This window comes from Chryseobacterium salviniae, assembly GCF_035819015.1.
GTDB lineage: Bacteria > Bacteroidota > Bacteroidia > Flavobacteriales > Weeksellaceae > Chryseobacterium > Chryseobacterium salviniae.
Window position 1 is genome coordinate 139,009 of record NZ_JAYLAA010000050.1, and the last position, 25,481, is coordinate 164,489.

Sequence of the window (25,481 nt, forward strand, 5' to 3'; positions counted from 1 at the left end):
AACGGCCTTTTTTTAAATAGCTATATATTTTATTTCAGCTTTTTCTTAACAGCTACTTCTTCATAAACCTCCAGAATATCACCAACTTCTATGTCATTATATCCTTTAAGGTTCAATCCGCATTCGTAGCCTTTGGTAACTTCTTTTACGTCGTCTTTGAAACGCTTCAAACTTTCAAGTTCACCATCGAATTTCACAATTCCATCTCTTAGCAAACGTATCTTGGATTGTCTGGTAACTTTTCCTGTAAGAACCATACAGCCTGCAATAGTTCCTACTTTAGAAATCCTGAATACTTCACGGATCTCAACATTACCGATTACCTGCTCCTGAATTTCAGGGGAAAGCATTCCTTCCATCGCTTCTTTTACCTCATCGATTGCTTTATAGATTACAGAATAGGTTCTGATTTCAATCTCTTCTCTGTCTGCAAGCTCTTTAGCATTTGCCCCGGCTCTTACATTAAATCCGATAATAATAGCATCAGATGCTGCCGCTAAGTTGATATCAGATTCTGTGATCTGTCCAACACCCGAGTGAAGAATTTTTACACTGATTTCTTCTGTAGACAATCTTTGTAACTGATCAGAAAGCGCTTCTACCGAACCATCTACGTCACCCTTAAGGATGATATTCAATTCTTTGAATTCTCCTAAAGCAATACGTCTTCCCAATTCTTCAAGTGTTGTATGCTTTTTAGTTCTGATGGAGAGTTCTCTCTGTAGCTGTTCTCTTTTGTTGGCAATTGCCTTACCTTCACTTTCATCGGCATAAACACGGAATTTATCACCAGCGGTAGGTGCACCATCCAGACCTAAAATGGTTGCCGGAATGGAAGGACCTGCTTCAGAAAGGTTTTTGCCTCTTTCATCCAGCAAAGCTTTTACTTTACCGTGATTTTTACCTGCTACTACATAATCTCCCACTCTTAAAGTTCCGGTTTGCACCAACATTGTTGCTACATAACCTCTGCCTTTATCAAGAGAAGCTTCTATAACAACTCCATTTGCCGAACGATCAGGATTCGCTTTTAATTCAAGCAATTCAGCCTGTAATAAAACTTTCTCAAGCAATACATCCACATTATTACCGAATTTAGCTGAAATTTCCTGCGCCTGAACATTTCCACCCCATTCTTCTACCAAGATATTCATCCCGGAAAGCTGCTGACGGATATTATCAGGATTTGCATTGGGTTTATCAACCTTATTGATAGCGATAATCATCGGTACTCCTGCAGCCTGTGCGTGAGAGATTGCTTCTTTTGTCTGAGGCATCACATCATCATCGGCAGCAATTACGATAATGGCAATATCGGTAACCTGTGCACCTCTCGCTCTCATCGCCGTAAAGGCTTCGTGACCCGGTGTATCTAAGAAGGTAATTCTTTGTTCGTTTTCCAGTTTCACATTATAAGCACCAATGTGCTGAGTAATCCCTCCGGACTCACCGGCAATTACATTTGTCTTTCTGATATAGTCAAGCAATGATGTCTTACCATGGTCTACGTGACCCATTACCGTTACAATCGGAGCTCTTGGAAGAAGATCTTCTTCAGAATCGATTTCCTCTTCTGCGTCAGACTCCCCAAGATCAGCATCGGAGAATTCAATCTTATAACCGAATTCGTCTGCTACTAATAATAAGGTATCTGCTTCCAGTCTCTGGTTCATGGTAACCATTACTCCTAAAGAGAAACATGCAGAAATTACTTCTGTAGGAGACACATTCATTAAGCTGGCCAATTCACCAACTGTGATGAATTCCGTTACTTTTAATGTTCTGTCTGCTGCATCGATTTCCTGCTGACGTTCGTCTTGTTCTCTCCGGAAGTTTCTCTTATCTTTTCTGTGCTTGGCAGATTTAGATTTACCTCCTTTATTGGTTAATTTTTCAAGGGTTTCCTTGATTTGGTTTTTTACTTGTTCGTCGGTTAACTCAACAGGCATTGTTCTTTGACCTGGCCTGTTGTTTTGCCCGCCTCTGTTGAAACCTCCTCTGTTTGCGCCTTGGCCACCCTGACCTTGCGGACGGTTTCCTTGTGCGCCTCCCTGGTTGTTTCCGAAACGGTTTCCGCCTTGTCCGCCCTGCCCTTGAGGACGGTTCTGGCCACCTTGGTTATTGTTTCCAAAACGGTTTCCGCCTTGTCCGCCTTGACCTTGAGGGCGATTTCCACTCTGGCCTCCCTGTCCTTGAGGACGGTTACCTTGTGCCTGGTTGTTGCCGCCTTGCTGATTATTGTTTCCACCTTGTGGATTTTGGCCACCGGGCTTTTCAATTCTTTTTCTCTTCTTTTTAGCACCTGCGCCTTGTTTCGGGGCAAACTGCGTTAAGTCGATTTTTTCACCAACTATTTTGGGGCCGTCCAGTTTTTGGTAAACGGTTTCAATTTTTTGAGGTTCCTGCTGGTCATCATCCTGTTTTGGAGTTTCCACTTTTACTTCTGCAGGTTTGGGCGAAACTTCTTCAACTGGTTTAGGCGTTTCTTTTACTACTTCCGGCGTTTTCTCCACAGGTTTTTCCTCTTCTTTTTTATCTTCTGTTTTTGGCTTGTCTTTTTTCACGGGTCTGTTTCTTGACTCGATCTGTGACAAATCTATTTTATCCAGAACTTTAAATTCCTGTTTTTCAGGTGTTGCTTTTACTTCGGGAGCAACTTCTTTTTTCTCTTCCACCACAGGTTCCGACTTTGGAGCAGGAGTTTCTTCCACTTCAGGTTTCTTAGGCTCTAAGTCTATTTTACCTAAAATTTTAGTTTCTGGTTTATTAGCTTTAGCTCTTATTACTTCAGGGGTTTTCTTTTCTTCAATCTCCAGTTTTTCTTCCGGAACTTTTGTGATCACCACCTCATGGGAGGCTTTGCGCTGTTCGCCGTCTTTGGCAAACTCAGCCTCCAATGCAGAATATGCCGCTTCTTCTAATTGAGCGTTAGGATTGCTTTCAACCTCAATGCCTTTTGATTGTAAAAATTCTACTAATCTGGACATCGAAATATTGAATTCCTTAACCGCTTTATTTAATCTAATTTTTGGCATCTATATTATTTACTGTTTTTTAATTCTTAAAATTAAAGTATTTTCTTTTTTACTGTTTATTAAAATTTATTTACAAATCTTAATCTTCAAATTCTTCTCTCAGAATACGCTTCACTTCTTCAATGGTTTCCTCTTCAAGATCTACCATATTCAATAAACTTTCAGTTTCTTTATCCAAAACCGATTTTGCTGTCGTAAGACCAACTTTCTTAAACTCATCCAGAATCCACTGGTCTATATCATCATTGAATTCTTTCAGTTCAACATCATCATCTTCGCTGGCTTCTCTGTGTACATCGATCTCGTAACCAGTCAGCCAAGAAGCAAGCCTTATATTTTGCCCCTGTTTTCCGATCACTTTAGAAATCTCTTCAACAGGTGTATATACTAATGCATATTGCTGCTCTTCGTTGATATCAATTTTATTGATGGTAACATTTCCTAAAGCTCTTTTCACCAAAATCTCAGGGTTTTTAGACCACTGGATCACATCGATGTTTTCATTTCTCAATTCTCTTACCACGCCGTGAATTCTCGATCCTTTTACCCCTACACAGGCTCCTACCGGATCAATTCTGTCGTCGTAAGCATCTACTGCAATTTTCGCTTTTTCACCAGGAATTCTTACTACTTTTTTCAACATAATTGTTCCATCCTGGATTTCAGGGATTTCCAGCTCCAATAATTTTTCAAGGAATTTAGGGGCAGTTCTGGAAATAATAATCTGCGGTTTTGAACCTTTGAAATCTACTGTTTCTACAATAGCTCTGATGTTTTCTCCTTTTTTAAAGAAATCGGAAGGAATCTGGTTTTCTTTAGGTAGAATAAACTCATTTCCTTCGTCATCAAGTAAAATTACATGCTTGTGACGAATGTGGTGAATTTCCCCTACTACGATCTCCCCGATCCTATCTTTAAACTGCTCATACAACATCGCATTGTTGTGCTCCTGCAATTTCGTAGCCAAAATCTGCTTCAGGGTAAGAATATTTCTTCTTCCCAGCTGGGCAACAGGAATTTCCATGGTGAAATCTTCTCCTACTTCAAAGGTTGGATCGATCTTTTTAGCTTCGGAAATTTCTATTTCAAGATCATCGTCTTCAGACATTTCGTCTTCCACAATGGTTTTATTTAAAAATATCTGAAAATCTCCTTTATCAGGGTTTACAATCACATCAAAATGGTCATCCGAATCGTATCTCTTTCTTAAAAGAGTTTTCAGTGAATCTTCAATAATTGCCATAAGATCGATCTTACTGATCCCCTTTTCGTCTTTAAAATCACCAAAGGATTCAATCAACGCTATATTGTCCATGTATTCTTTTTTCTTTTAAAATTTAATTGTTACTAATGCTTTTTTAATCTCAGAGTACGGAATTTCCTTTTCCTCCTCCACATCTACTTTTCCCTTACCAATATCTTTTGGCTTGCGGTACCGCAGGATAAGTGTAATTTTTTCTTCGTCTGCTTTTGCAAGTTCCCCTTCAATCTTTGAAGAGTCATTCAATAAAACTTCTATCTCTCGTCCGATATTTTTAGCAAACTGTCTTTGACTTGCCAACGGCTCACTTAAACCGGCAGACATTACCTGAAGGCTGAAATCATGCTCTTCACGGTCCACATTGAATTCAATTGCACGGCTTGCATCCAGGCAATCCTGCAGAGAAACGCCATTGTCGCCATCCAAGATCACTGTAATATCATCTCCGGCAGAAATCTTCAGATCTATAAGAAATAAATCTTTTCTGGTTTCCAGAAAGTCATTCAATAATTCTTCAATTTTTTTTCTAAACTCCATACGTTATTTACAATGCTGATTTATTCGTACGAAAAAAGGCTTTCTTCCGAAGGCCTTCCCATGTTTTTCCGTAAATCCATTGCAAATATACGAATATTTATGAGAAATGCAAAATATCTTAAAATCAATACAATAAGTTAATTATTACTTAAAATTTAACCATGACAGTATTTTTATTACTTTTGTACTAATTTAAAAAATACATTTACTTTGAATATTACTATTGTAGGAACAGGTTATGTAGGATTAGTCACAGGAACGACTTTAGCAGAACTTGGAAATTCAGTATACTGTGTAGATATTGATGAAAAAAAAGTTGAGGGAATGAAAAACGGCATAGTTCCCATCTATGAGCCGAATCTTGAAGAGATGTTTTTAAGAAATATCCAGTCTGAGAGATTATTTTTCACGACCGATTTAAAAGAAGCATTAGACAAAAGCGAAGTGATCTATCTTGCTTTGCCAACTCCACCCGGAGAAGACGGCTCTGCCGACCTTTCTTATGTTCTGAAGGTTGCCTCCGATATCGGCGACATGATGACCGATTATAAGGTTATCGTTAACAAAAGTACTGTTCCTGTAGGAACTGCCGATAAAGTAAGGGAGGTCATCCAATCGAAGACAGAAATTCCTTTTGACGTGGTTTCCAATCCGGAATTCCTTAGGGAAGGCTTTGCGGTTGAAGATTCCATGAATCCATCAAGGGTTGTTGTAGGCTCCAGCTCGGAAAAGGCCAAAGACATTATGGCGAAGATCTATCAGCCCTTTACCAATACTGGGATTCCTATTATATTCATGGATGAAAAATCATCCGAACTTACAAAATATGCCGCCAATTCATTTCTTGCCGTAAAAATAACGTTCATGAATGAAATTGCCAATTATTGTGAAAAAGTAGGAGCAGATGTAGATAAAGTTCGTTTAGGAATGGGCAGTGATGACAGGATCGGGCACAGATTCCTGTTTCCGGGAATTGGGTACGGCGGAAGCTGTTTCCCGAAGGATGTGAAAGCATTGATAAGATCCGGAAAGCAGGAAGAATTTAATTTTCAGATTTTAGAAGCGACAGAAAATGTAAATATTGCCCAGAAAGTAATCCTTGTTTCGGAGATTGAAAAGTATTTCGGAGGAAATATCGAAGGAAAAACGATCGCAATGTGGGGATTAGCCTTCAAGGCGAATACCGACGATATTCGTGAAGCCTCTTCTTTAGATAACATTACGTTGCTTTTGGAAAAAGGAGCAAAGATTATTGCTTATGATTCGGTTGCAGAAAACAACGTAAAAAAAATATTAGGCGACAAAATTCAGTACGCAAAAAATATGTACGAAGCTCTGGACAATGCAGATGCTTTGTTTATTGCAACAGAATGGCCGGAATTCAAAAATCCGAATTTCGAACTGATGGCAAAGAGAATGAACAATAAGGTAATTTTTGACGGACGAAATATGTATCCGCTGGAAATTCCTGAGCAGAATGGTTTTTATTATAAAAGTATTGGCCGAAAAACCATTCAGAAGAATCCAATTTAAAAGTAAAAAATCAAGTAATTGCCAAAAGCCTAAAGCCAGCGGCCAATATCACAGCAAAATGAAAAATATAATCATCACAGGAGGAGCAGGTTTTATTGGCTCCCACGTTGTAAGAGAATTTGTAAAAAATAATCCGCAAACAACGATTATTAACCTCGATGCACTTACGTACGCGGGAAACCTTGAAAACTTAAAGGATATTGAAAATGAACAAAATTATGTTTTTGAGAAAGCAGATATTACAAATCCTGAAGAATTAAGAGTAATTTTTGAAAAATATAATCCGGATGCTGTTGTACATTTGGCAGCAGAAAGCCATGTGGACAGAAGCATTACGGATCCGATGGCATTCATCAATACCAACGTAAACGGTACAGCAAATCTATTAAATTTATGTAAAGAATTCTGGACTCTGAATCCTGATCATACCCACGGAAGATTCCCGGATGAAAAAAGAACCAACTTATTTTACCATATTTCCACAGACGAAGTATATGGAAGTTTAGGCGAAACAGGCTTTTTCTTAGAAACTACAGCTTACGATCCGCAATCTCCGTATTCGGCCTCAAAAGCTGCTTCAGACCATTTGGTAAGAGCGTATGGAAACACATACGGAATGCCGTTTATCATCTCAAATTGTTCAAATAATTATGGCCCGAATCATTTTCCTGAGAAATTAATTCCACTTTGTATATTTAATATTATCAATGAAAAACCTTTGCCGATTTATGGGGATGGTAAATACACAAGAGACTGGCTTTTTGTGATCGATCATGCAAAAGCAATCCACCAGATTTTCAATGAAGCCAAAACCGGGGAAACTTATAATATCGGAGGATTTAATGAATGGCAGAATATTGATCTGGTGAAGGAATTAATCAGACAAATGGATGCAAAACTGGGGAAACCGGAAGGCTACTCAGAAAAGCTGATCACCTTTGTTAAAGACCGGCCGGGACACGACAAGCGTTACGCTATCGATGCCACCAAACTCAATAAAGATCTTGGATGGAAGCCATCTGTAACTTTTGAAGAAGGACTCGCCAAAACCATCGACTGGTACTTAGAAAATAAAGAATGGTTGGAAAATGTAACAAGTGGTGACTATCAGAAATATTATGAAAACCAGTATCATTAAATATAATACAATGAAAGGAATTATTTTAGCCGGAGGCTCAGGAACAAGGCTCTATCCTCTTACCATTGCAGTAAGCAAACAGCTGATGCCGATTTATGACAAACCGATGATTTATTATCCGTTGTCTACCCTGCTATTGGCAGGAATAAAAGATATTCTGATTATCACAACGCCTCACGATCAGGAGGGGTTTATCAAACTTTTAGGTGACGGCTCACAGATAGGCTGTAATATTCAGTATGTCGTGCAGCCAAGTCCGGACGGATTGGCACAGGCATTTATACTGGGTGATGAATTCGTTGGAAATGATGCCGCCGCATTGGTTTTGGGAGACAATATTTTCTATGGCTCTGAAATGGGTACTTTACTTAAAAATAAAACCAATCCTGAAGGAGGTGTTGTTTTTGCCTATCATGTTGCAGATCCTGAAAGGTATGGTGTGGTAGAATTTGATGATGATTTTAAAGCTGTTTCTATTGAAGAAAAGCCACTGAAACCAAAATCGAATTATGCTGTTCCCGGACTTTATTTCTATGACAATGAAGTGGTTGAAATTGCAAAAAATATTCAGCCGTCTGCAAGAGGCGAACTTGAAATTACGGATGTTAATAATGTGTACCTCAGCAAAGGCAAGCTTGAAGTAGGTGTTTTAGACAGGGGTACTGCATGGCTTGATACGGGAACTTTCGATTCTTTGAATGATGCTTCAGAATTTGTACGCGTGATTGAAAAAAGACAGGGATTCAAAATCGGATGTATTGAAGAAATAGCCTTCAGAAATAAATTCATCAATGAAGAAAAACTCTTGGAAACAGCAGTAAAATACGGAAAAAGTGGGTACGGCGAATATTTAAAACAGTTGGTAATCAAGTAATAAAATCCAAATACAAGAAGTATTACTTATTAACTAAAATTATTGTATTGCACAACAAATCTTAGTTTAGCACCAACAGCGTTTAATTTTTTTAACCTAATAATAATTTTTTAAGAATAAATATGCTACATATTAGAAAATAATTTAAATTTGCAGTAAACATAGCACAAATGAATGAACCACAAACAAAGTGGACCGAAATAATTGAAGCCCGACATTCTTTGCTCGACTTAAAATTAAAAGAGGTATGGAATTACAAAGATCTTGTTTACATGTTTGTAAAAAGAGATTTCATATCCGGTTTTAAGCAGACAATTTTAGGTCCCATCTGGTTTTTTATAAACCCGATCTTAACTACGATTACTTTCCTTATTGTTTTTGGCAAAATAGCAGGATTACCTACAGATGATGCTCCGCCTTTGCTATTTTACCTATCAGGGGTTACGCTATGGAATTACTTTTCATCATGCCTCATCGGCACTTCTTCCACATTCGTGGGAAATGCGGGCATTTTCGGAAAAGTATATTTTCCAAGGCTTGTAACGCCGATTTCTATAGTAATTTCAAATCTCATGCGCTTCGGAGTTCAATTTCTTTTATTTCTGATGGTATGGGCTTATTATCTCTTCAAGGGTGAAATTCAGCCTAATATATGGATCGTTGCAACGCCGTTCCTTATTATTCTTATGGCTCTTTTTGCATTGGGAACAGGGATGATATTTTCTTCCCTTACCACAAAATACAAGGATCTCAGCATGCTTTTGGTATTTGGGGTAAACCTTTATATGTATGCAACTCCTGTCATATATCCCGTCTCATCCTTACCCGGAATTTTTAAAAAACTCTCTTTTTATAATCCGTTAACCGGAATTTTTGAGTGTTTTAAATATGCCTGGCTGGGAGTGGGAGATTTCTCACCTTTAATGCTTATAATTAGTTCTGTTATCATTCTATTACTTCTGATCACAGGAACCCTCATATTCAACAAGGTGGAGAAAACCTTTATGGATACCGTTTAAAAAAAATATTAACATTCCCAACACTACTATTATGCTGGTTTTAAAAGCAGAAAATATATCAAAGCAATATAGATTAGGACAGGTAGGCACCGGAACGATATCACATGACCTGAACCGTATGTGGTACAAAATGAGAGGCAAGGAAGACCCATACCTTAAAATCGGAGAGGCAAATAACAGAGCTGAAAAAGGAGAATCTGAATATGTATGGTCCCTGCAAAACATCAATTTTGAAATTGAACAGGGTGATGCGGTGGGTATTATCGGAAGAAACGGCGCCGGCAAATCGACCCTTTTAAAATTATTAAGCAAAGTAACAAAACCTACCACCGGAAAAATATATACCCGTGGAAGGATTGCATCGTTGCTGGAAGTGGGGACAGGTTTTCATCCGGAAATGACAGGCCGTGAAAATGTATTTCTGAACGGAGCAATCCTCGGAATGACGAGAAAAGAAATCAGTAGAAAATTCGACGAAATTGTATCATTTTCGGGAGTGGAAAGATATATTGACACTCCGGTAAAAAGATATTCTTCAGGGATGTACGTACGTCTCGCTTTCGCCGTGGCCGCACATTTGGAATCTGAAATTCTGATTGTAGATGAGGTTTTGGCAGTAGGTGATGCAGAATTCCAAAAAAAATGCCTGGGAAAAATGGGTGACGTTACAAAAGGAGAAGGAAGAACCGTACTTTTTGTAAGCCATAACATGACTGCCGTTAAGGAATTATGTACAAAAGGTATCCTCCTAAACCAAGGCACTCTTGAATATGAGGGAAGTGTACTGAACACGATCATAGAATATCAGAAAAACAGTGCAAGTACAACTTCTTATCGTTATAATGGTATTATAGATGAGGCTGCAGGAAATGAAAATATCCGGATAAAAGAATTTTCTGTTGCTCCTGTTAAAGGAAGTATTATAGATATTGATTCCGGAATCCGAGTAAAATTGGTTTTTAAAAATTATGTTCCGGACATTAGCCTAGGGGTTACGTTCGAACTTAAAAATTATGAAGAACTTATAATTTTCCACGTAGGGAAAATTATTTCTGAAAATTCCAAAAGCGGAGACTATAGTTTAGAATTCGATATTCCCTCAGGATTGCTGAATGCGGGAAATTATTACTTCAGATTAATTTTCGGACAAAATCAGGCTACCGTTTTATACGCAGTTGATAATATGGTGGGTTTTGAGGTAGAAAATGTGAAAGTAGGTACCAAAATGCACATTTATCCAGGAATTATAAGGCCTCATTTTGACTATAAAATAGAATACAAATAAATCCCATGGACGTTCAGTATTTTCATTTAGATAAGATAGGCAACTCTTCGCTGGGGTTTATAACCGTAGCCGAAAATTCAAAAAATATTCCTTTTGATATTAAACGTGCTTATTGGACTTATTACACGCCTCAAGATGTAATGAGAGGTGGCCATGCTCATAAAAAACTTGAACAGATCATCTTCGCCGTTTCCGGAATCATTGAGTTTAACACTGAAGATCAGAAAGGAAATCGGGCAGTATTTGTTTTGGACAATCCTTCAAAGGGCCTATATATTCCCAGGTTGATATGGAGAGATATAAAATTTTCACACAACGCCGTACTCTTATGCCTTGCTTCTGAATTGTATGACGAAAACGATTACTTCAGGACGTATGAAGATTTTAAATTGTATGAAGAAGAACCTGTTCTGACGTTGACAGATTACAATGAAGAGGTACTGGAAAAATCCTGGAATTGGCTCAATGACCCAGAAATAAAAAAACTCACAAACAGTCCTGATTTTACCAGGGAAGACCAAAAAAAATGGTTCAGCACTCTTTGCGATAACAGCAATTATTACATAAAAGGTATTTCATTCAATAATAAAACTATCGGAGCTGCCGGTTTAAAAAAAATTAACAAAGACAATAATGACGCAGAATATTTCGGATACATCGGAGAAAAACAGTTTTGGGGAAAAGGCTTAAGCCGCCACATTTTATCTGAAATCGTATCAGTGGCCAAAAAAGAATTTAAGCTTAACAGCATATATCTTAATGTAATCCCGGAAAATACCAGAGCAATACGGGCTTATGAAAACTTCGGATTCAGGATCGATCGTATTGAAGAAAATAACATCAGAATGACTTTAACATTATCATGGAAATAGAAGCTACACGATATCAGGAAAGCGATAAGGCTGCATGGGATATTTTTGCAAAAGAAAGCAAAAACGGACTTTTCTTTTTTCAGAGAGATTATATGGATTATCATGCAGCCCGGTTTCCAGATCATTCTTTGATTTTCAGAAAGAAAAATCAGATTGTTGCCATTTTTCCTGCCAACGAAAAAGGAAAAGAAATTCATTCTCACGGCGGATTAACTTATGGATCTTTACTTATCAGTATTAAAACAAAATCTGTAGATGTTCTGGAAATATTTACAGCAATGATGAAATATTATTCTTCATGCAGCTTTGAAAAAATAATATACAAAGCCATTCCTTATATATTTGCTAAAATTCCTTTTCAGGAAGACCTTTACGCACTATTTATAAATAATGCAAAGATTTTCAGAAGAGATATTTCTTCGGTAATTTCCATTAAAAATAAGCTTCCGCTTGCAAAATCTCCTGCTAAAAAATTCAAAGATTGTTCTGCTTTAAATCTTACTATTTCACAAAACAGAAATTTTAAAAATTATTGGAAGCTTCTCACCTCTGTTTTGCAAAGCCACAATGCAAAACCCACCCATAGCTTAGAAGAGATAAACCTATTGTCCGAAAGATTTCCTGATCATATAAAGCTTTTCGAAGTTTATGAAAACAACCAACTTATTTGCGGCACTGTACTATTTGATTTTGGCAATGTTATCCACACCCAATATCTGGCTAATTCGCAAAGAGGTAAAATAATAGGCGCATTGGATTATCTGATTATAAAATTAATTGAAGATCAATTCCGGGATCGTGAATATTTCAGTTTTGGGATTTCTACTGAAAATCAAGGTTTATATTTAAATGAAGGACTTATTAACCAAAAAGAAATGTTTGGAGGAAGAGCTGTTTGCCATGATTTTTATGAAATAGCTCTGCTTTAAAGATCAATAATAAAACACATATCATGATAAAATTTCTCGATTTACAAAAGATCAATCTCAAATACCAACAGGAAATAAAAGAAGCCCTGATGCAAACTTTCCGTTCCGGATGGTATCTTCTTGGCGAAAAAACAAAAAGTTTCGAAGAGAATTTAGCAGATTATATCGGTACAGATCACGCCATTGGTGTTGCAAACGGACTGGATGCCCTGCGCCTTATTTTCCGTGCCTACATAGAGCTTGGCATAATGAATCCGGGAGATGAAGTTCTTGTTCCTGCCAATACCTACATCGCTTCGGTGCTTGCTATATCAGATAACGGGATGATTCCTGTGTTTGTTGAACCGGATATAAATACTTATAACATTGATATTTCAAAAATTGAACAAAAAATCAGTCCGAAAACAAAAGCTATCCTTATCGTACACCTGCAGGGAAGAATTGTGTTTTCAGAAAAGCTTAAAGAAATAGCAACGAAATACAAACTCAAAATTATTGAGGATAATGCTCAGGCAATAGGTGCAGAATGGAAGGGTATTAAATCCGGGAATTTGGGCGACGCTTCAGGTTTTAGCTTTTACCCCGGAAAAAACCTGGGCGCTCTAGGAGATGCAGGCGCAGTAACTACTAGTGATAAAAAATTATCTGAAACCATTCGTGCATTGGGAAATTATGGTTCCAATCAAAAATACATCAATATATATAAAGGTTTTAATTCAAGAATGGACGAATTACAGGCTGCAGTTTTAGATATTAAATTAAAATATATTGACCATGAAAATGAAATGCGGCGCAAGATCGCCAACAGATTTATCTCCGGAATAACTCATCCACAAATCATTCTTCCCGAAAATCCGGCTGCCCAAAAAGAACATGTATGGCATTTATTTGTAATACGGACGGAGAAAAGAGACACACTGCAGAATCATCTCGCTGAAAAAGGGATCCAGACGATAATTCACTACCCTATCCCGCCCCATAAGCAGGCAGCTTATAAAGAGTATGCCCATTTTTCTTTACCTGTTACGGAAAAATTGCATAATGAATGCCTGAGTTTACCAATTTCTTCTATTCTTGAAGAAGAAGAAATTCAGCAAATCATTAACAGCGTAAACATGTTCTAAATGGAAAAGCCATTAGTCACCATCATTGTGGTTTCTTACAATCACGGAAAATTCATCCGGGAAAATCTGGAAAGCATTAAAAAACAAACGTATGAAAATATCGAGTTAATTGTTGGGGATGATGCTTCTAAAGATAATTCTGTTGAAATTTTTGAACAATGGTTGCAAGAAAATAATTATCTGGCAGAAAGAAATTTTCATTCTGAGAATACAGGATTAGCCACGATGCTGAATGAATGCATTGCCTTGGCAAAAGGAAAATATATTAAACTGATAGCAGCAGATGATTTCCTTCATCAAGAAGCTATTGAAAAATATGTTTCCAAGCTTGAAAGTTTAGGAGATGAATACGGAATGGTTTTCAGTAACACACATACGATTGATGACAAGAGCTTTATCATTAAAGATTTTGCAGATTATGATTCATTAGGGAAAATAGACCCTCTTATTTTTAGAAAAGAGCTAATAAAAGGAAACAGGATCGCAGCGTTAACAGTTTTGTTGAAAACTGATGTGCTTAAAGAAACTGGTGAGTATGACAATCGTTTCATCGTGGAAGATTATTTCCGGTGGCTGAAAATCAGCGAAAAATATCTTATCGCGTATATTCCCGAAAAGCTCACCTATTATCGTATGCATCCTCAAAACATTTCAAAAATTAAGGCTGAAAAAATAGAACTTGAAACCACGCAGCTGCAAATGATGTTTGATAAGGAAGGAACTGTAAAAGATAAAATCAACAGGTATACTCACCGATATTACCTCTCAGGAAAAAAGTTGCCCGACGATTATATCACCGCATACCATCTTTATCCTTTCCGGGTCAGAAGGCTTGATTTAGCTATCCGAAATAAAATTCCTACCCTGTTTTATAAAATCATTAATAAAATTGCTGAACTAAAACAATAAAATGTAATGCTTAATGGCAGACAAATAAAATTATAAACACAAAAACAACGAATGATGATTATCGGTAATGGAATTCTGGCAAATGCCTTACGATTGTATGATACAGAAAATAGCATTTTTTTCGCATCCGGAGTTTCCAATTCCCTGGAAAAAAATCCGGCTGAGTTTGAAAGAGAAATATCACTTCTGAAATATGTAATGTCCAGAGATAATGATAAAAAACTAATTTATTTTTCTACCAGCAGCATTTACGACCCCAGTAAAATCCACAGCCCTTATGTTCTTCATAAGCTTACGATTGAAAGATTAATTGCAGAATATTGTCCTAATTATATTATTTTCAGGGTAGGAAATGCTATAGGCCGCGGAGGAAATCCTAATACACTCATCAATTTCCTTAAAAATTCCATTCTTTCGGAAAATAAGTTTACCATCTACAGCAATGCAAAAAGAATTCTGATTGGTACGGAGGATATTGCGTTATTTATCAGTCAGAATTTAAAAAAAATCAACAATGAAATAATCAATCTTGCTTACCCCTATCAATATTCAATGGCTGAAATTCTGTCTGAAATGGAAAATTATCTCCAGAAAAAAGCAATTTATGAAAATGTTGCTGAAGGCTCCTGCTATGACATTGAGTTTAATTCGCTTACAGAATCCTATTTTTCAGGGATAAATCCAGATGGCTATTTAAAAAAATTACTTATTGATTACTTATAAACTATTGTTGAAGAAAATATCCGGAGGATTTAATTTAAAAAAATTTATTGTTATGGCTTACAAAGTATCGATTATAGTCCCGTGTTTTAATCACGCCAGATATCTTGAAGAATGCATTGAGTCTGTAAAGAAACAATCTTACGGCAATTGGGAATGTATTATTGTAAATGATGGTTCTTCGGATGACACCGAAATCGTATCCCGAAGCCTTGAAAATGACAGAATCATCTATAAATACCAGGAAAATAAAGGTTTATCAGGAGCCCGAAATACAGGCATAAGAATCGCAACGGGAGATTATATTTTACCTCTTGATGCCGACGATACGCTCAATCCGCTGGCGATAGAGAAAATGATTTCCGTATTTCAAAAAAATCCGGAAACATTGGTTGTATTTTCAGATACTGTAACCTTCGGGCATATTCAAAAAAAGTCTGATCTTCAGGAAAAATTCACGCTAAAGGAGTTGCTTTTAGGAAATAAGCTTTACTGCACTTCCATGTTTCCAAAAAAATGTTTTGATGAAGGAATTATCTATGATGAAAATCTCAGACACGGCTTTGAAGATTGGGAATTCTGGATACAGCTCATGTCTTCCCGTCGCGGGCAGCCCTTCACAAAGATAGATTATCCGGCATTTAACTACAGATCTCATCCCGAAACCTCAATGATTAAAGAGATTACAGGCAACAATGAAAAAAAAGAATTCATCTACCACACGGTCTACGAAAAGCATAAAGCACTTTTTCATGAATTTTTTCCCAGTTACATTGCCCTTTTAAACCGAAAAACCTTTTATGAAAAAAAGCTGGAAAGTATCTATTCCAGTAAACCCTACAGAATATATAACTTTTTAAAAAATTTATTCCGATGAGTCAGTTTGTACATATTATCATGACAAGATTCAATGTCCCAACCAGAGGTTGGAACGAAACACGTTCCGGATATAAACCTCTTACCGAAGAATGGCTGAATGACAGATTCCGGTTATTCAGAACTTATGTGCTTCCTTCTTATAAAAATCAGACCAATCAAAATTACGTCTGGCTTTGTTTCTTTGATATAAATACTTCAGAAAAATTCAGGAAAATCATCAGAGAAATTGAGGAAGAATATCCTGTTTTCAGGTCTGTTTTTGTTGAAGATTTTGATCAGATGAAAACCAGAGTGGTGGAAATAATTCCGCAATTCTTTACTTCCGAAACAAAATTCGTCATTACCAGCGAGCTGGATAATGATGACATGCTACATCAGGATTATATAAAAACCGTTCAGGAACATTTTAAACCTGTTCATGATCTTGTAATCGATTTGCGAAGAGGATACCAGCTTACGATGTTTCCTCGCCGGAAAGCAATAGTTACCGTGTATAACGCAGTCGTAAATCCCTTTGTAAGCCTGGTCGAAAACGTTGACAATTTTAAAACGATGCTGAAAGAAAGAGCGCATAACAGCTATCGCCATTATCCTGATTTTTCAGTAGAAGACAGCAAAGAAATGTATATCCAGATCATCCACCAATATAACCTCATGAACGTTACTTTTAAACATAAGGCAGTTCATAAGGTTGATTTTTCGGAATACGGAATGACTTCGGAAACAAGATTCTCTATTGACCGTTTGAATACATGGCGCCACAATATCACCAGAATACCTTTCGTGATGAAACTTATCATAAAAAAATATTTAAAGATAAAGATATTATCTAATTATGAAACTCAATAATCTGCAGATATTACGTGGGATTTCAGCGTTGCTCGTCTGTTGCTTCCATTTCCGTGAAACAATTAACTTTCCGGGGCTGAATCTTGGTGATATTCTTTTTAAAAAAGGAAGTATTGGTGTTCCTGTATTTTTTATCATCAGCGGATTTATCATGGTATTCACCACACAGAACTTACCCTTTTCCAAAGGCACTATTCAGCAGATTGTTTTATTTTATAAAAAAAGAATTATAAGAATTATTCCGCTGTATTATCTTTTAACATTTGCTGCTATGATACCTGGAGGAAGTTTTCTGCTATATTTTCATAGAGAAGGATTTTATGAGCTCATTCATTCTTTATTATTCCTTCCTACCAAAAAGGGGTTTCCTGTGCTTTATTTGGGCTGGTCTCTTAATTTTGAAATGTTTTTTTATCTTATATTCGGATTATCATTATTATTTAAAAAGAAAAGATATTACTTTATCATCTGTTTTTTTATTCTTACTTCTATATTAGGATATAATCTTTCTTTTGAAAATCCTTATCTTCAAATGGTATGCAATTCATTGAATCTTTATTTTGTAGCAGGAATTATTTTTGCCCTATTACTTAATACATATGAAATTCCAAAAAACTTTGCAGCAGCCATTTCTTTAGTAGGATGTATATCTTTTATATTGATTCTTCTTGCTATTATACCGATTGATAACGAATGGACAAAACTGTTTTTCATTTCTTTATTTGTATTATCATTTTTAACGTTTGACTATACCTTCCGGTGGAAAGGAAACAGATTGCTGATATTCTTGGGAGATATCTCTTATTCATTATACCTTTCTCATCCATTTGTAGAAATTGCTTTAAAAAAATGTAACTCAGAATTTTATTTCAGCATACCATTTTTCCTTATTAAAATTGCTCTTGCCATCTTACTGGCTTCGCTCCTCTATTTTTTTGTAGAGAGGAAAATAACACATTATTTGAAAATTAAATTAAAAATATAGATGATGAAAATTTCAGTCATAATTCCCGTTTACAACGCCGAAAAATATGTTACCCAGGCAGTGGAATCAGCGTTACAGTTTGATGAAGTCTTTGAAATCATTTTAGTAGAAGACAAATCTCCTGATAACGCTTTACAGGTTTGCCGGCAGCTCACTGAAAAATACAGCCGGGTGAAACTTTATCAGCATCCCGACAAAGGCAATCACGGTGCAGGAGCCACAAGAAACTTAGGAATAGCGATGGCAGATGGTGATTTCATTGCATTTCTCGACGCTGATGATTACTATCTTCCCAATCGTTTTGATGCCGAAAAAGAATTATTTAAAGATCCTAAAGTGGAGGGCGTTTACGGAGCAATCGGCGTTCAGTATTATTCGGAAAAAGCAAAAGAGCAGTATTATAAAATATTTGGAGACCGGCTGACTACCGTATATAAAAGATATCCGCCGGAAGACGTATTTCCCGGACAGCTTAACATGAATGGAACCTTCGGATTGTTCAGCATTGATGCACTTACAATCCGGAAAAATTCCCTGAAAAAGATGGATTGTTTCTTCAAAAAACATTTAAGACTCCATCAGGACACTGAGTTTTTATTCAGGCTCTCCTATTATCTTGACCTTTATCCTGGAATTCTTGATAAAGCAGTTGCCATACGCGGCGTACACGAAAACAACAGGATCACAAAAGTAGATGCAAAAGAAATAAAACCTTCTTCAACGAAAGTATTACTGTGGGAAGAGGTGAATAACTGGGCAGAAAATGAAAGCACCATTCCTGAATACGTTAAAACGCATATCAAAAGAGTATACCGGAGTTTCCGGATTGCAAATGCTCCCTTTCTGAAAAAATGGGGAATGATTGTAAAATATCTCTTTACGGATTATAAAAGCATTCGATCAGGATTATATAATATTAATTTCAGGAAAGACCTTTTCTGATGTTGATAATTTTAAATCAATTATTTCAAACTAAATTTAACAGTACTTTTTATTACTTCGAAAATTGAATTTCCTTAAATAATCACGCATCGGTTTTTCAACAAACTGATAAAAAACGGCAGAAACAACCGTCAGAACCAAAATGTAAATCCAAAACACTGTGTTGCTGTGTGATATCCGGAAACAGTCCCATAAGACCGATCTTAAAATATACAGAACAGGGATGTGTACAATGTATATAGCATAGCTGATCTCTCCAAGAAATTCAAAAAATTTTATAGAAAAAAGCCTGGTAATAAATCCGTTATTACAGGAAATAAAATAAATCGCAGGGACAAAGAAAACAGCCATTAGTCCGTTATGAAAATTCAGCGGAATAAAAATCAATGACAAGATAATCACAACAAATAATAAAACAACCGCAAGGTCATAATTCTTCTCTTTACGGTTTTTTACAAAAAAAATCCCGGCAAGGTTACCCATTAAAAACTCATTGATGTGCCAAAGCGGAAAATAATGGAGAAACTCATGACTGTCTGTATGTGGGCCTTTATAAGAAACGGAATTAATATACAAATTGGAAAAAACCTGGGTTCCGATCCAGATCAAAATGGCAATAACCCAAATGCTTTTATTTCCTTTTGAATATAAATAATTATACAGCCAGGGAAAAATCAGGTAAAACAAAAACTCTACAGAAATAGACCAGCCGGGAAAATTAAGAATCAGGGCTTTTCCCGGTATCCAGCTCTGAATGCCCAAAAGGTATAATAAAGTTTTGTAAAAACTGAAATCAGAATACCGGGTTAAAAAATAAAGCAGCAAACCCACCCCATACAACGGATAAATTCTAGCTACCCTGTTTCGGTAAAAATCAAGGTATCGGATTTTTTCCTTTCTGTGATAAGCTACAATCATAATAAATCCGGAAAGAATGAAGAAATAGCTTACTCCCACATTAGCCCGAAGAAAAACATCGGCAATACATTCGATTTTATATAAAAACAAATCTTTATTAAAATGAGAAATAACAATTGCCATTGCAGCAACAAACCGGGTAAATGTAATCTGACCTATTTTCACGGCCCAAAAATACATCTAAATATTATTATTTTATAAAAACACCAATGTATTTTCCCTGATATTCAATAACCGTTGTTTCGATATTATTTTTTTCGCAAAAATCCTGGTATGCTGAATTGTCGCCGATGTCATCACTAATAAAAACTCCGCCAGATCTAAGCCTTTCATACACCTTATTATAGGCCCACATTCTTCCGTTATAGCTTTTATCAGAATCATAATGGAAAACATCAAACGAATCTTTTTCCGAAAAAATTTTGGGTAAAGATTCTTTATCTGCAAAACGGTATAATTTCCAGTTTTCTTTTAAATTTTCAGGAACAATACATCCCACATACTGATCGCCATCCTGTGCAAGATAAGGCATATCTGAGCTATACAGAATACCATTTCTTTTCTTAAGAGAAAGCAGTGCGGCTAAAGAAGACCAGCCATACGCTACACCGGTTTCAAGAACGTTTTCAGCTTTGGTAAATTCACAGGCATAATAAATAAGTTCCAATGCTCCTGCCCCGCCCATTTTGACAGGGCATTCTTTTTCCTTCCGCCCGGCTTCCTGCAAGATTTCATTAAAATGATTTCTAAATGCCTCAATATCCTGGGAGAAAAGCCTGGATACGGCTTCCTTCTGCGAAACCGCTACTGAAGCAGCCCAGGAATTTGTCTTTTCTTTTCCTTTGATTGCACTTTTGCGTCTTAATGTATTTTTAATAATTTTCCTTCCCAGCTCGGGATAGAGACGAGGCCTTTTGACATAGGCCAGAAACGTTATAAAAACTCTCGAAATTTCACTCATTGTGTTTATTTTAAAAAGCAAATATATATTTTTTTTTAATTATACAAAATATTATATTTGTGTTACAAATGTGAAAAAAAATTTTTAATATGCTTTATGAAATTTTAGCAAAAATCCAGAGAAGAAATCAGATTTCTAATCTAAAAAAACATCCTAATGTTTCCTTCAGCGAAATAAGGCTTGGCATAAACAACCATTTCATATTTCACAAAAACATCAAGAAAATAACGATAGGAAGAGGAGCCAGCTTCAGGAATTACGTCCATATCCTTGTGGAAAATAATGCCACTTTGGAAATCGGAAACCAATTTTTTATGAATAATTTCTGTTCCATCAACTGCCTTGAAAATATTTCCATTGGCGATCACACTTTATTCGGGGAAAATGTAAAGCTTTATGACCATAATCACGCCTACCAGACTCAGCCGGATTTTAAGCTTTTTCATTCAGAATTTACCAAAGCTCCCATCAGAATCGGAAGCAACTGCTGGCTCGGAAGCAATGTTACCGTACTAAAAGGAGTTACCATAGGCGACAACTGCATCATTGGGGCAGGATGCGTCATTTACAAAGATGTCCCGCCCAACACTATTCTGGTTAACAATCAGGAGCTTGCAAACAGGCAAATCAAACAGGATTTTGCAGGGTAAATTATGATTGTATGAGGATATCTATTTATAAAACACATAAACACGACTGATGAAATTTTCAATACTTATAGCTAATTATAATAACGGAAAATACTTTAAAGACTGTTACCAATCTATCCTGTCCCAGAGGTACCAGAATTGGGAGGCAATTATTCTTGATGACGTCTCTACTGATGATTCTGTGCAAGTTATCAAAAATATTATTGGTAATGATAAACGATTCAAAATCTATCATAATGAAGTTAACAGCGGGGTGGGAATTACCAAAAGCAGGCTGATAGAACTTGCGGATGGAGAAATATGCGGATTTGTAGATCCTGATGATGCGCTACTGCCAACGGCAATATCTTCAGCAATTGAGGTATACAAAAAAAATCCCGCCGTGGTGCTTACTTATTCGCTTTTTACAAAGTGCGACGAAAATCTCAATCCGCAGGAAGTATTCAAGAGTGGAAAGCAGGTCATCAACCATTCTCCTTATTTTTTTAACAGCCCTATTCAAATTGCACATTTTGTTACTTTTAAAAGAGCGATTTATAACCAGACCCAGAAAATGGATTCTTCTATGAAAATTGCAGAAGATCAGGATCTCTATCTTAAAATGTATGAAAAAGGAAAAGTATATTTTATCAGAGAATCCAATTATCTCTACAGGATGCATCCTGCAGGAATTTCTCAGAATGAAAATAAGCCGAGATCAAGAGAATATTTTGCAAAAGTTATTTTCAATGCAATGAAACGGAGAAATCTGAAAAAAATCAATGGAATTCCTGTTCCTTCTGAATTTAAAAATGCTGAAGAAATATATAGGCTGCTTGAATACCAGAATAGTTTTATTACAAGAATAAAGAAAAAAGCAATCCTTCTTACTCAACAAATTCTTAACAAATGACAGATAAAAATAAAATAAAAGTTTTATTCAGGCATCGCTCTATGGAAATGGGAGGTGTAGAGAAAGTATTGTTGGGACTTCTCAACAACCTGAATCCTGAAAAATTTGAAATGACCGTATGCCTTACCCTCAACCAGGGCGAGCTTCGGGATGAAATCCCCGAGCATATAAGAAAAATATACCTTACGGATGGAAAAGAAGACTTTTCCAAAAATCCACTGCTGAAGAAAATTCAGCTTGTGCAAAGAAGATTAAAGCTGAAAAAGCTGAAAGATAGTCCCGCAATTGCCGACCGTCTCATCAATGATGTTTTTGATGTGGAAATAGGTATGGATTACAGGGACTATGATGCCGTTCTTAATTCCACGAACAAAAAATCTAAAAAAGTAGGATGGTCTCATTCGGAAATCAATGTTCCGAAATTCCAGCCTTTGGTACCAGGAGTATTAAGGAGTTTTCCTCAGTTTGACCATATAGTGTACTGTTCACATAAGATTAAAGATATGATGCATCGGTACTATCCGGATTTAAGCTATCCGGCAGAAAGTGTAATTATTAATCCAATTCCTATTGAGGAAATTAAAAAAAAGGCTAAAGAAGAACTCAGTGATTTTCCGGAAGGGCCTGTTTTTGTGTCAGTCGGAAGGCTGCATTCAAGAAAAGGCTATCATAAGCTTATTGAGGCTCATAAAAGACTTATAGATGATGGATTTCATCATAGCATTATAATCATAGGTGATGGTGATGAAATGAAAAACCTGACTTCCCAGGCCGCAAAATACAATGTTGAAAAGACCTTTATTTTAAAAGGAAATCAGATGAATCCTTATCCTTACATCAGAAAGGCAGATTACTTCATTCTTCCCTCCGAATCGGAAGCATGGCCTCTGGTGGTTGCAGAAGCATTAATCCTTCAGAAGCCCATCATTGCAACCGATGTAGGAGATGTGAGCCTCATGATCAAAGACCGCAAAACGGGCTACCTCATCAGCTATGAAACAGATGAAATGTATTCCGCAATGAAAACTTTCCTCACAGCTCCTGAACTTGTTGCTCAGATCAGGACAAATCTTATAAATATTGAAAGCCAGTTTAATAATCAGAAAATATTTAACTATATCGAGAATATGTTAGAAACACTCCACAGTCAATAAATCACTGTGCAGAATATCCTCCGTCAATCACCAGATTTGTTCCGGTAACCCATCTTGAAGCGTCGGAAAGCAGGAAAATACAGGCATTGGCCACGTCTTCAGGATTTCCTATTCCCAATGGATGTTTTCTGATAATCTCCGCAGAGGCATCTTCGCCAATGTTTTCAAACATCTTTTCTAAAATCGGGGTTTTTACCATTGCAGGGCTTATACTGTTGACACGGATATCGTTTCTGCAAAGCTCCATTGCCAGAGAACGCGCCCCGGAAATTACAGCTCCTTTACTTGCGGAATAGGACGCTTTTCCAGGCTCTCCCACCATTCCTGCAACAGAAGAAATAAATACAAAACTGGAAGTGGCATCTTTGTATTTCTTTAGGGATAAGATTTTGGCAATCTCAAATCCTGCTATGACATTAACCTCAAAAATGTCCCGATATAATGTGGAACTGTGCTTTTTTAATGGCAATGTTTTTTCAATTCCCGCACAATGTATAAATCCGGATATTTTGCCTAATGCTGTAACTTTGTCGGCTATCATCGCTTCCAGATTTTCAGATTGTGTAATGTCTGCTGCAATAAACTCCGTCTTACTTTCCGGATCCAGCATCGATGCTGTTTTCATAAGCTCATCATGATTTCTTCCCATAAGAATGAGATCAGCACCTCTCTTGCTGCATTCTACAGAACAGCTTCTTCCAATCCCGGAAGAAGCTCCTGTAATGAGAATAACTTTACTTTTTAACGAAAAAGCATCCATTAATCTTCAAAATTTTCTTTTCCGATTACATTCATAAGATCCGAAATTGTCTCTATATCTTTAAAATGTTTTGTATCGATCTTCTTACTGAAATTTTCGTCCACAAAAGCAATAATGGCAAGCAGGCTTATAGAATCATAGCTTTCCAAGGATTTAAGATTGGTTTCAGGGGTTAAAGTTTCATCTTCTTCAAGTTCTTCCTGAAGCTTTTCTAAAAAAACAGATGTTTTCATTTGGTATAAATTTTTAAAGTTTGTGTTTTACATTTCCATGATGGTAGCTCCCCACGAATACCCTACGCCGAAACCGGCCATCAAAATTTTATCTCCTCCCTTCATTATTCCTTTATCCATCATGTTTTTAAGCGCAATAGGAATGGTCGCAGATACGGTATTTCCTGTTTTTTCCATATCAATATAGAATTTTTCTGCCGGAATTTTTGTTTTTTTCCGAAGATAATTAAGCATAAAAGAGTTAGCCTGATGAAAAACAAAATGGTCAATATCATCCATTCCCATTCCGTTCACTTCCAATGTCTCTTTTACCAGCCCCGGAATATTTTCAATCGTAAAATTAAAAATTTCAGGGCCGTTCATGTATATATTTTCAGGATTAAATTCATGTTCAGGATTAAGCTCAAAATCTTTTTTGAAAGCTCCTTTCTTTACAATAAGATTTTCGGCTCCGCCACCATCGGTCCCCAGGCAGAACTGATAATCCCGGGAGCTTTCTGCTTTTTCAATAATAGCCGATGCAGAAGCATCCCCGAATATGCTCCGGTTTCCTTTATCATTAGGATGAATATGTTTGGTATAAGTTTCTGAAGTCACCAGAAGAATACTTTTGGCTATTCCTGCTGATATCAGGCCTTTGGCAAAAGCCAGTCCGTAGACGAATCCTGAACATCCCAGGTTAAAATCTATAGCGCCGATATTTTTCCTTAGTTTCAGTCGATCCTGAAGGAGACAGGCTGTGGTAGGCAGAAAATAATCCGGGCTTTGGGTACAGAATAGAATAAAGTCAACTTTATTACGATCGTAGGTTTCAAAAATTTTTTCTGAAGACTTTACAGCCATATCCAGCACGGTTTCGTTATCAGAAGAAATATGGCGTTGTGAAATTCCTACTTTTTCATGGATTCTTTCCGAACTCCATTCGGGGAACAATTTTTCCAGATCGTCATTAGTAAGCACAGACTGAGGAAGATAAAATTCTATTTTAGAAATTTTCATCATGTTAATAAATTTTCTTTCTT

General features: G+C 36.6%; 25 protein-coding genes. 17 read left to right on the top strand and 8 right to left on the bottom strand.

What is annotated here, in order from left to right; genetic code table 11:
- Nucleotides 1–29 precede the first annotated feature (29 nt).
- The 3 genes from infB to rimP form a co-directional block, all read right to left on the bottom strand.
- A complete protein-coding gene (gene infB / locus SOP96_RS15870; protein ID WP_326321875.1) occupies nt 30–3,035 on the bottom strand; it encodes a translation initiation factor IF-2 in 3,006 nt (1,001 codons plus the stop codon).
- 79 nt (nt 3,036–3,114) lie between these two features.
- Entirely contained in the window at nt 3,115–4,350 is a 1,236-nt protein-coding gene (gene nusA, locus SOP96_RS15875) for a transcription termination factor NusA (RefSeq protein WP_326321876.1), read from the bottom strand.
- A 15-nt stretch (nt 4,351–4,365) separates the two neighbouring features.
- Nucleotides 4,366–4,833 (bottom strand): ribosome assembly cofactor RimP, encoded by a 468-nt coding sequence (rimP, locus tag SOP96_RS15880; protein ID WP_326321877.1) that lies wholly within the window; start codon nt 4,831–4,833, stop codon nt 4,366–4,368.
- 210 nt (nt 4,834–5,043) lie between these two features.
- Between rimP and SOP96_RS15885 the strand changes: the two genes are divergently transcribed.
- From SOP96_RS15885 to SOP96_RS15950, 14 genes are all read left to right on the top strand, one after another.
- Entirely contained in the window at nt 5,044–6,366 is a 1,323-nt protein-coding gene (locus tag SOP96_RS15885; RefSeq protein ID WP_326321878.1) for a UDP-glucose dehydrogenase family protein, read from the top strand.
- 58 nt (nt 6,367–6,424) lie between these two features.
- A complete protein-coding gene (rfbB, locus tag SOP96_RS15890; protein ID WP_326321879.1) occupies nt 6,425–7,504 on the top strand; it encodes a dTDP-glucose 4,6-dehydratase in 1,080 nt (359 codons plus the stop codon).
- Between the two features lie 10 nt (nt 7,505–7,514).
- Entirely contained in the window at nt 7,515–8,378 is an 864-nt protein-coding gene (gene rfbA, locus SOP96_RS15895) for a glucose-1-phosphate thymidylyltransferase RfbA (protein ID WP_326321880.1), read from the top strand.
- 170 nt (nt 8,379–8,548) lie between these two features.
- Nucleotides 8,549–9,397, top strand: coding sequence for an ABC transporter permease (locus SOP96_RS15900; protein ID WP_326321881.1), 849 nt, complete (start codon nt 8,549–8,551; stop codon nt 9,395–9,397).
- Between the two features lie 31 nt (nt 9,398–9,428).
- Nucleotides 9,429–10,682, top strand: coding sequence for an ABC transporter ATP-binding protein (locus SOP96_RS15905; protein WP_326321882.1), 1,254 nt, complete (start codon nt 9,429–9,431; stop codon nt 10,680–10,682).
- A 5-nt stretch (nt 10,683–10,687) separates the two neighbouring features.
- Complete coding sequence (locus tag SOP96_RS15910) at nt 10,688–11,554, top strand: GNAT family N-acetyltransferase (RefSeq protein ID WP_326321883.1); 867 nt, start codon at nt 10,688–10,690, stop codon at nt 11,552–11,554.
- Nucleotides 11,545–12,483, top strand: a complete 939-nt coding sequence (locus SOP96_RS15915) for a GNAT family N-acetyltransferase (RefSeq protein ID WP_326321884.1) — start codon at nt 11,545–11,547, stop codon at nt 12,481–12,483. The genes SOP96_RS15910 and SOP96_RS15915 overlap by 10 nt, the downstream gene beginning before the upstream one ends.
- Nucleotides 12,484–12,506: 23 nt before the next feature.
- Nucleotides 12,507–13,607, top strand: a complete 1,101-nt coding sequence (locus tag SOP96_RS15920) for a DegT/DnrJ/EryC1/StrS family aminotransferase (protein ID WP_326321885.1) — start codon at nt 12,507–12,509, stop codon at nt 13,605–13,607.
- Complete coding sequence (locus SOP96_RS15925; protein WP_326321886.1) at nt 13,608–14,516, top strand: glycosyltransferase family 2 protein; 909 nt, start codon at nt 13,608–13,610, stop codon at nt 14,514–14,516. It begins immediately after the preceding gene.
- Between the two features lie 51 nt (nt 14,517–14,567).
- Nucleotides 14,568–15,239, top strand: a complete 672-nt coding sequence (locus tag SOP96_RS15930; RefSeq protein ID WP_326321887.1) for an NAD-dependent epimerase/dehydratase family protein — start codon at nt 14,568–14,570, stop codon at nt 15,237–15,239.
- 52 nt (nt 15,240–15,291) lie between these two features.
- Nucleotides 15,292–16,113, top strand: coding sequence for a glycosyltransferase family 2 protein (locus tag SOP96_RS15935; protein WP_326321888.1), 822 nt, complete (start codon nt 15,292–15,294; stop codon nt 16,111–16,113).
- On the top strand, nt 16,110–16,964 hold the full coding sequence (locus SOP96_RS15940) for a glycosyltransferase (RefSeq protein WP_326321889.1): 855 nt from the start codon (nt 16,110–16,112) through the stop codon (nt 16,962–16,964). Before SOP96_RS15935 ends, SOP96_RS15940 begins: the two co-directional genes overlap by 4 nt.
- Nucleotides 16,951–17,949, top strand: coding sequence for an acyltransferase family protein (locus SOP96_RS15945; protein ID WP_326321890.1), 999 nt, complete (start codon nt 16,951–16,953; stop codon nt 17,947–17,949). The genes SOP96_RS15940 and SOP96_RS15945 overlap by 14 nt, the downstream gene beginning before the upstream one ends.
- Nucleotides 17,950–18,891 (top strand): glycosyltransferase family 2 protein, encoded by a 942-nt coding sequence (locus tag SOP96_RS15950; RefSeq protein WP_326321891.1) that lies wholly within the window; start codon nt 17,950–17,952, stop codon nt 18,889–18,891.
- Between the two features lie 36 nt (nt 18,892–18,927).
- On the opposite strand, the gene SOP96_RS15955 is transcribed toward SOP96_RS15950, so the two are convergent.
- The gene (locus tag SOP96_RS15955; protein ID WP_326321892.1) at nt 18,928–19,989 is read right to left on the bottom strand and encodes an acyltransferase family protein; all 1,062 of its coding nucleotides are present in this window, start codon (nt 19,987–19,989) and stop codon (nt 18,928–18,930) included.
- Between the two features lie 10 nt (nt 19,990–19,999).
- Entirely contained in the window at nt 20,000–20,770 is a 771-nt protein-coding gene (locus SOP96_RS15960) for a class I SAM-dependent methyltransferase (protein ID WP_326321893.1), read from the bottom strand.
- Nucleotides 20,771–20,859: 89 nt separating this feature from the next.
- Between SOP96_RS15960 and SOP96_RS15965 the strand changes: the two genes are divergently transcribed.
- The 3 genes from SOP96_RS15965 to SOP96_RS15975 are packed head-to-tail and all read left to right on the top strand — an operon-like array spanning nt 20,860 to nt 23,466.
- Nucleotides 20,860–21,420, top strand: coding sequence for an acyltransferase (locus SOP96_RS15965; protein WP_326321894.1), 561 nt, complete (start codon nt 20,860–20,862; stop codon nt 21,418–21,420).
- A 49-nt stretch (nt 21,421–21,469) separates the two neighbouring features.
- The gene (locus SOP96_RS15970) at nt 21,470–22,312 is read left to right on the top strand and encodes a glycosyltransferase family 2 protein (RefSeq protein WP_326321895.1); all 843 of its coding nucleotides are present in this window, start codon (nt 21,470–21,472) and stop codon (nt 22,310–22,312) included.
- On the top strand, nt 22,309–23,466 hold the full coding sequence (locus SOP96_RS15975; protein WP_326321896.1) for a glycosyltransferase: 1,158 nt from the start codon (nt 22,309–22,311) through the stop codon (nt 23,464–23,466). Before SOP96_RS15970 ends, SOP96_RS15975 begins: the two co-directional genes overlap by 4 nt.
- Nucleotide 23,467: 1 nt before the next feature.
- Here SOP96_RS15975 and SOP96_RS15980 read toward each other — a convergent pair whose 3' ends face one another.
- From SOP96_RS15980 to SOP96_RS15990, 3 genes are read right to left on the bottom strand one after another with little or no spacing between them, the layout of a single operon-like run.
- A complete protein-coding gene (locus tag SOP96_RS15980; protein ID WP_326321897.1) occupies nt 23,468–24,226 on the bottom strand; it encodes an SDR family NAD(P)-dependent oxidoreductase in 759 nt (252 codons plus the stop codon).
- Nucleotides 24,226–24,459, bottom strand: a complete 234-nt coding sequence (locus SOP96_RS15985) for a phosphopantetheine-binding protein (protein WP_326321898.1) — start codon at nt 24,457–24,459, stop codon at nt 24,226–24,228. Before SOP96_RS15985 ends, SOP96_RS15980 begins: the two co-directional genes overlap by 1 nt.
- 27 nt (nt 24,460–24,486) lie before the next feature.
- Nucleotides 24,487–25,461 carry a 3-oxoacyl-ACP synthase III family protein gene (locus tag SOP96_RS15990; RefSeq protein WP_326321899.1) on the bottom strand — a complete coding sequence of 325 codons (975 nt, stop codon included), beginning with the start codon at nt 25,459–25,461 and terminating at the stop codon, nt 24,487–24,489.
- Between the last annotated feature and the right edge of the window lie 20 nt (nt 25,462–25,481).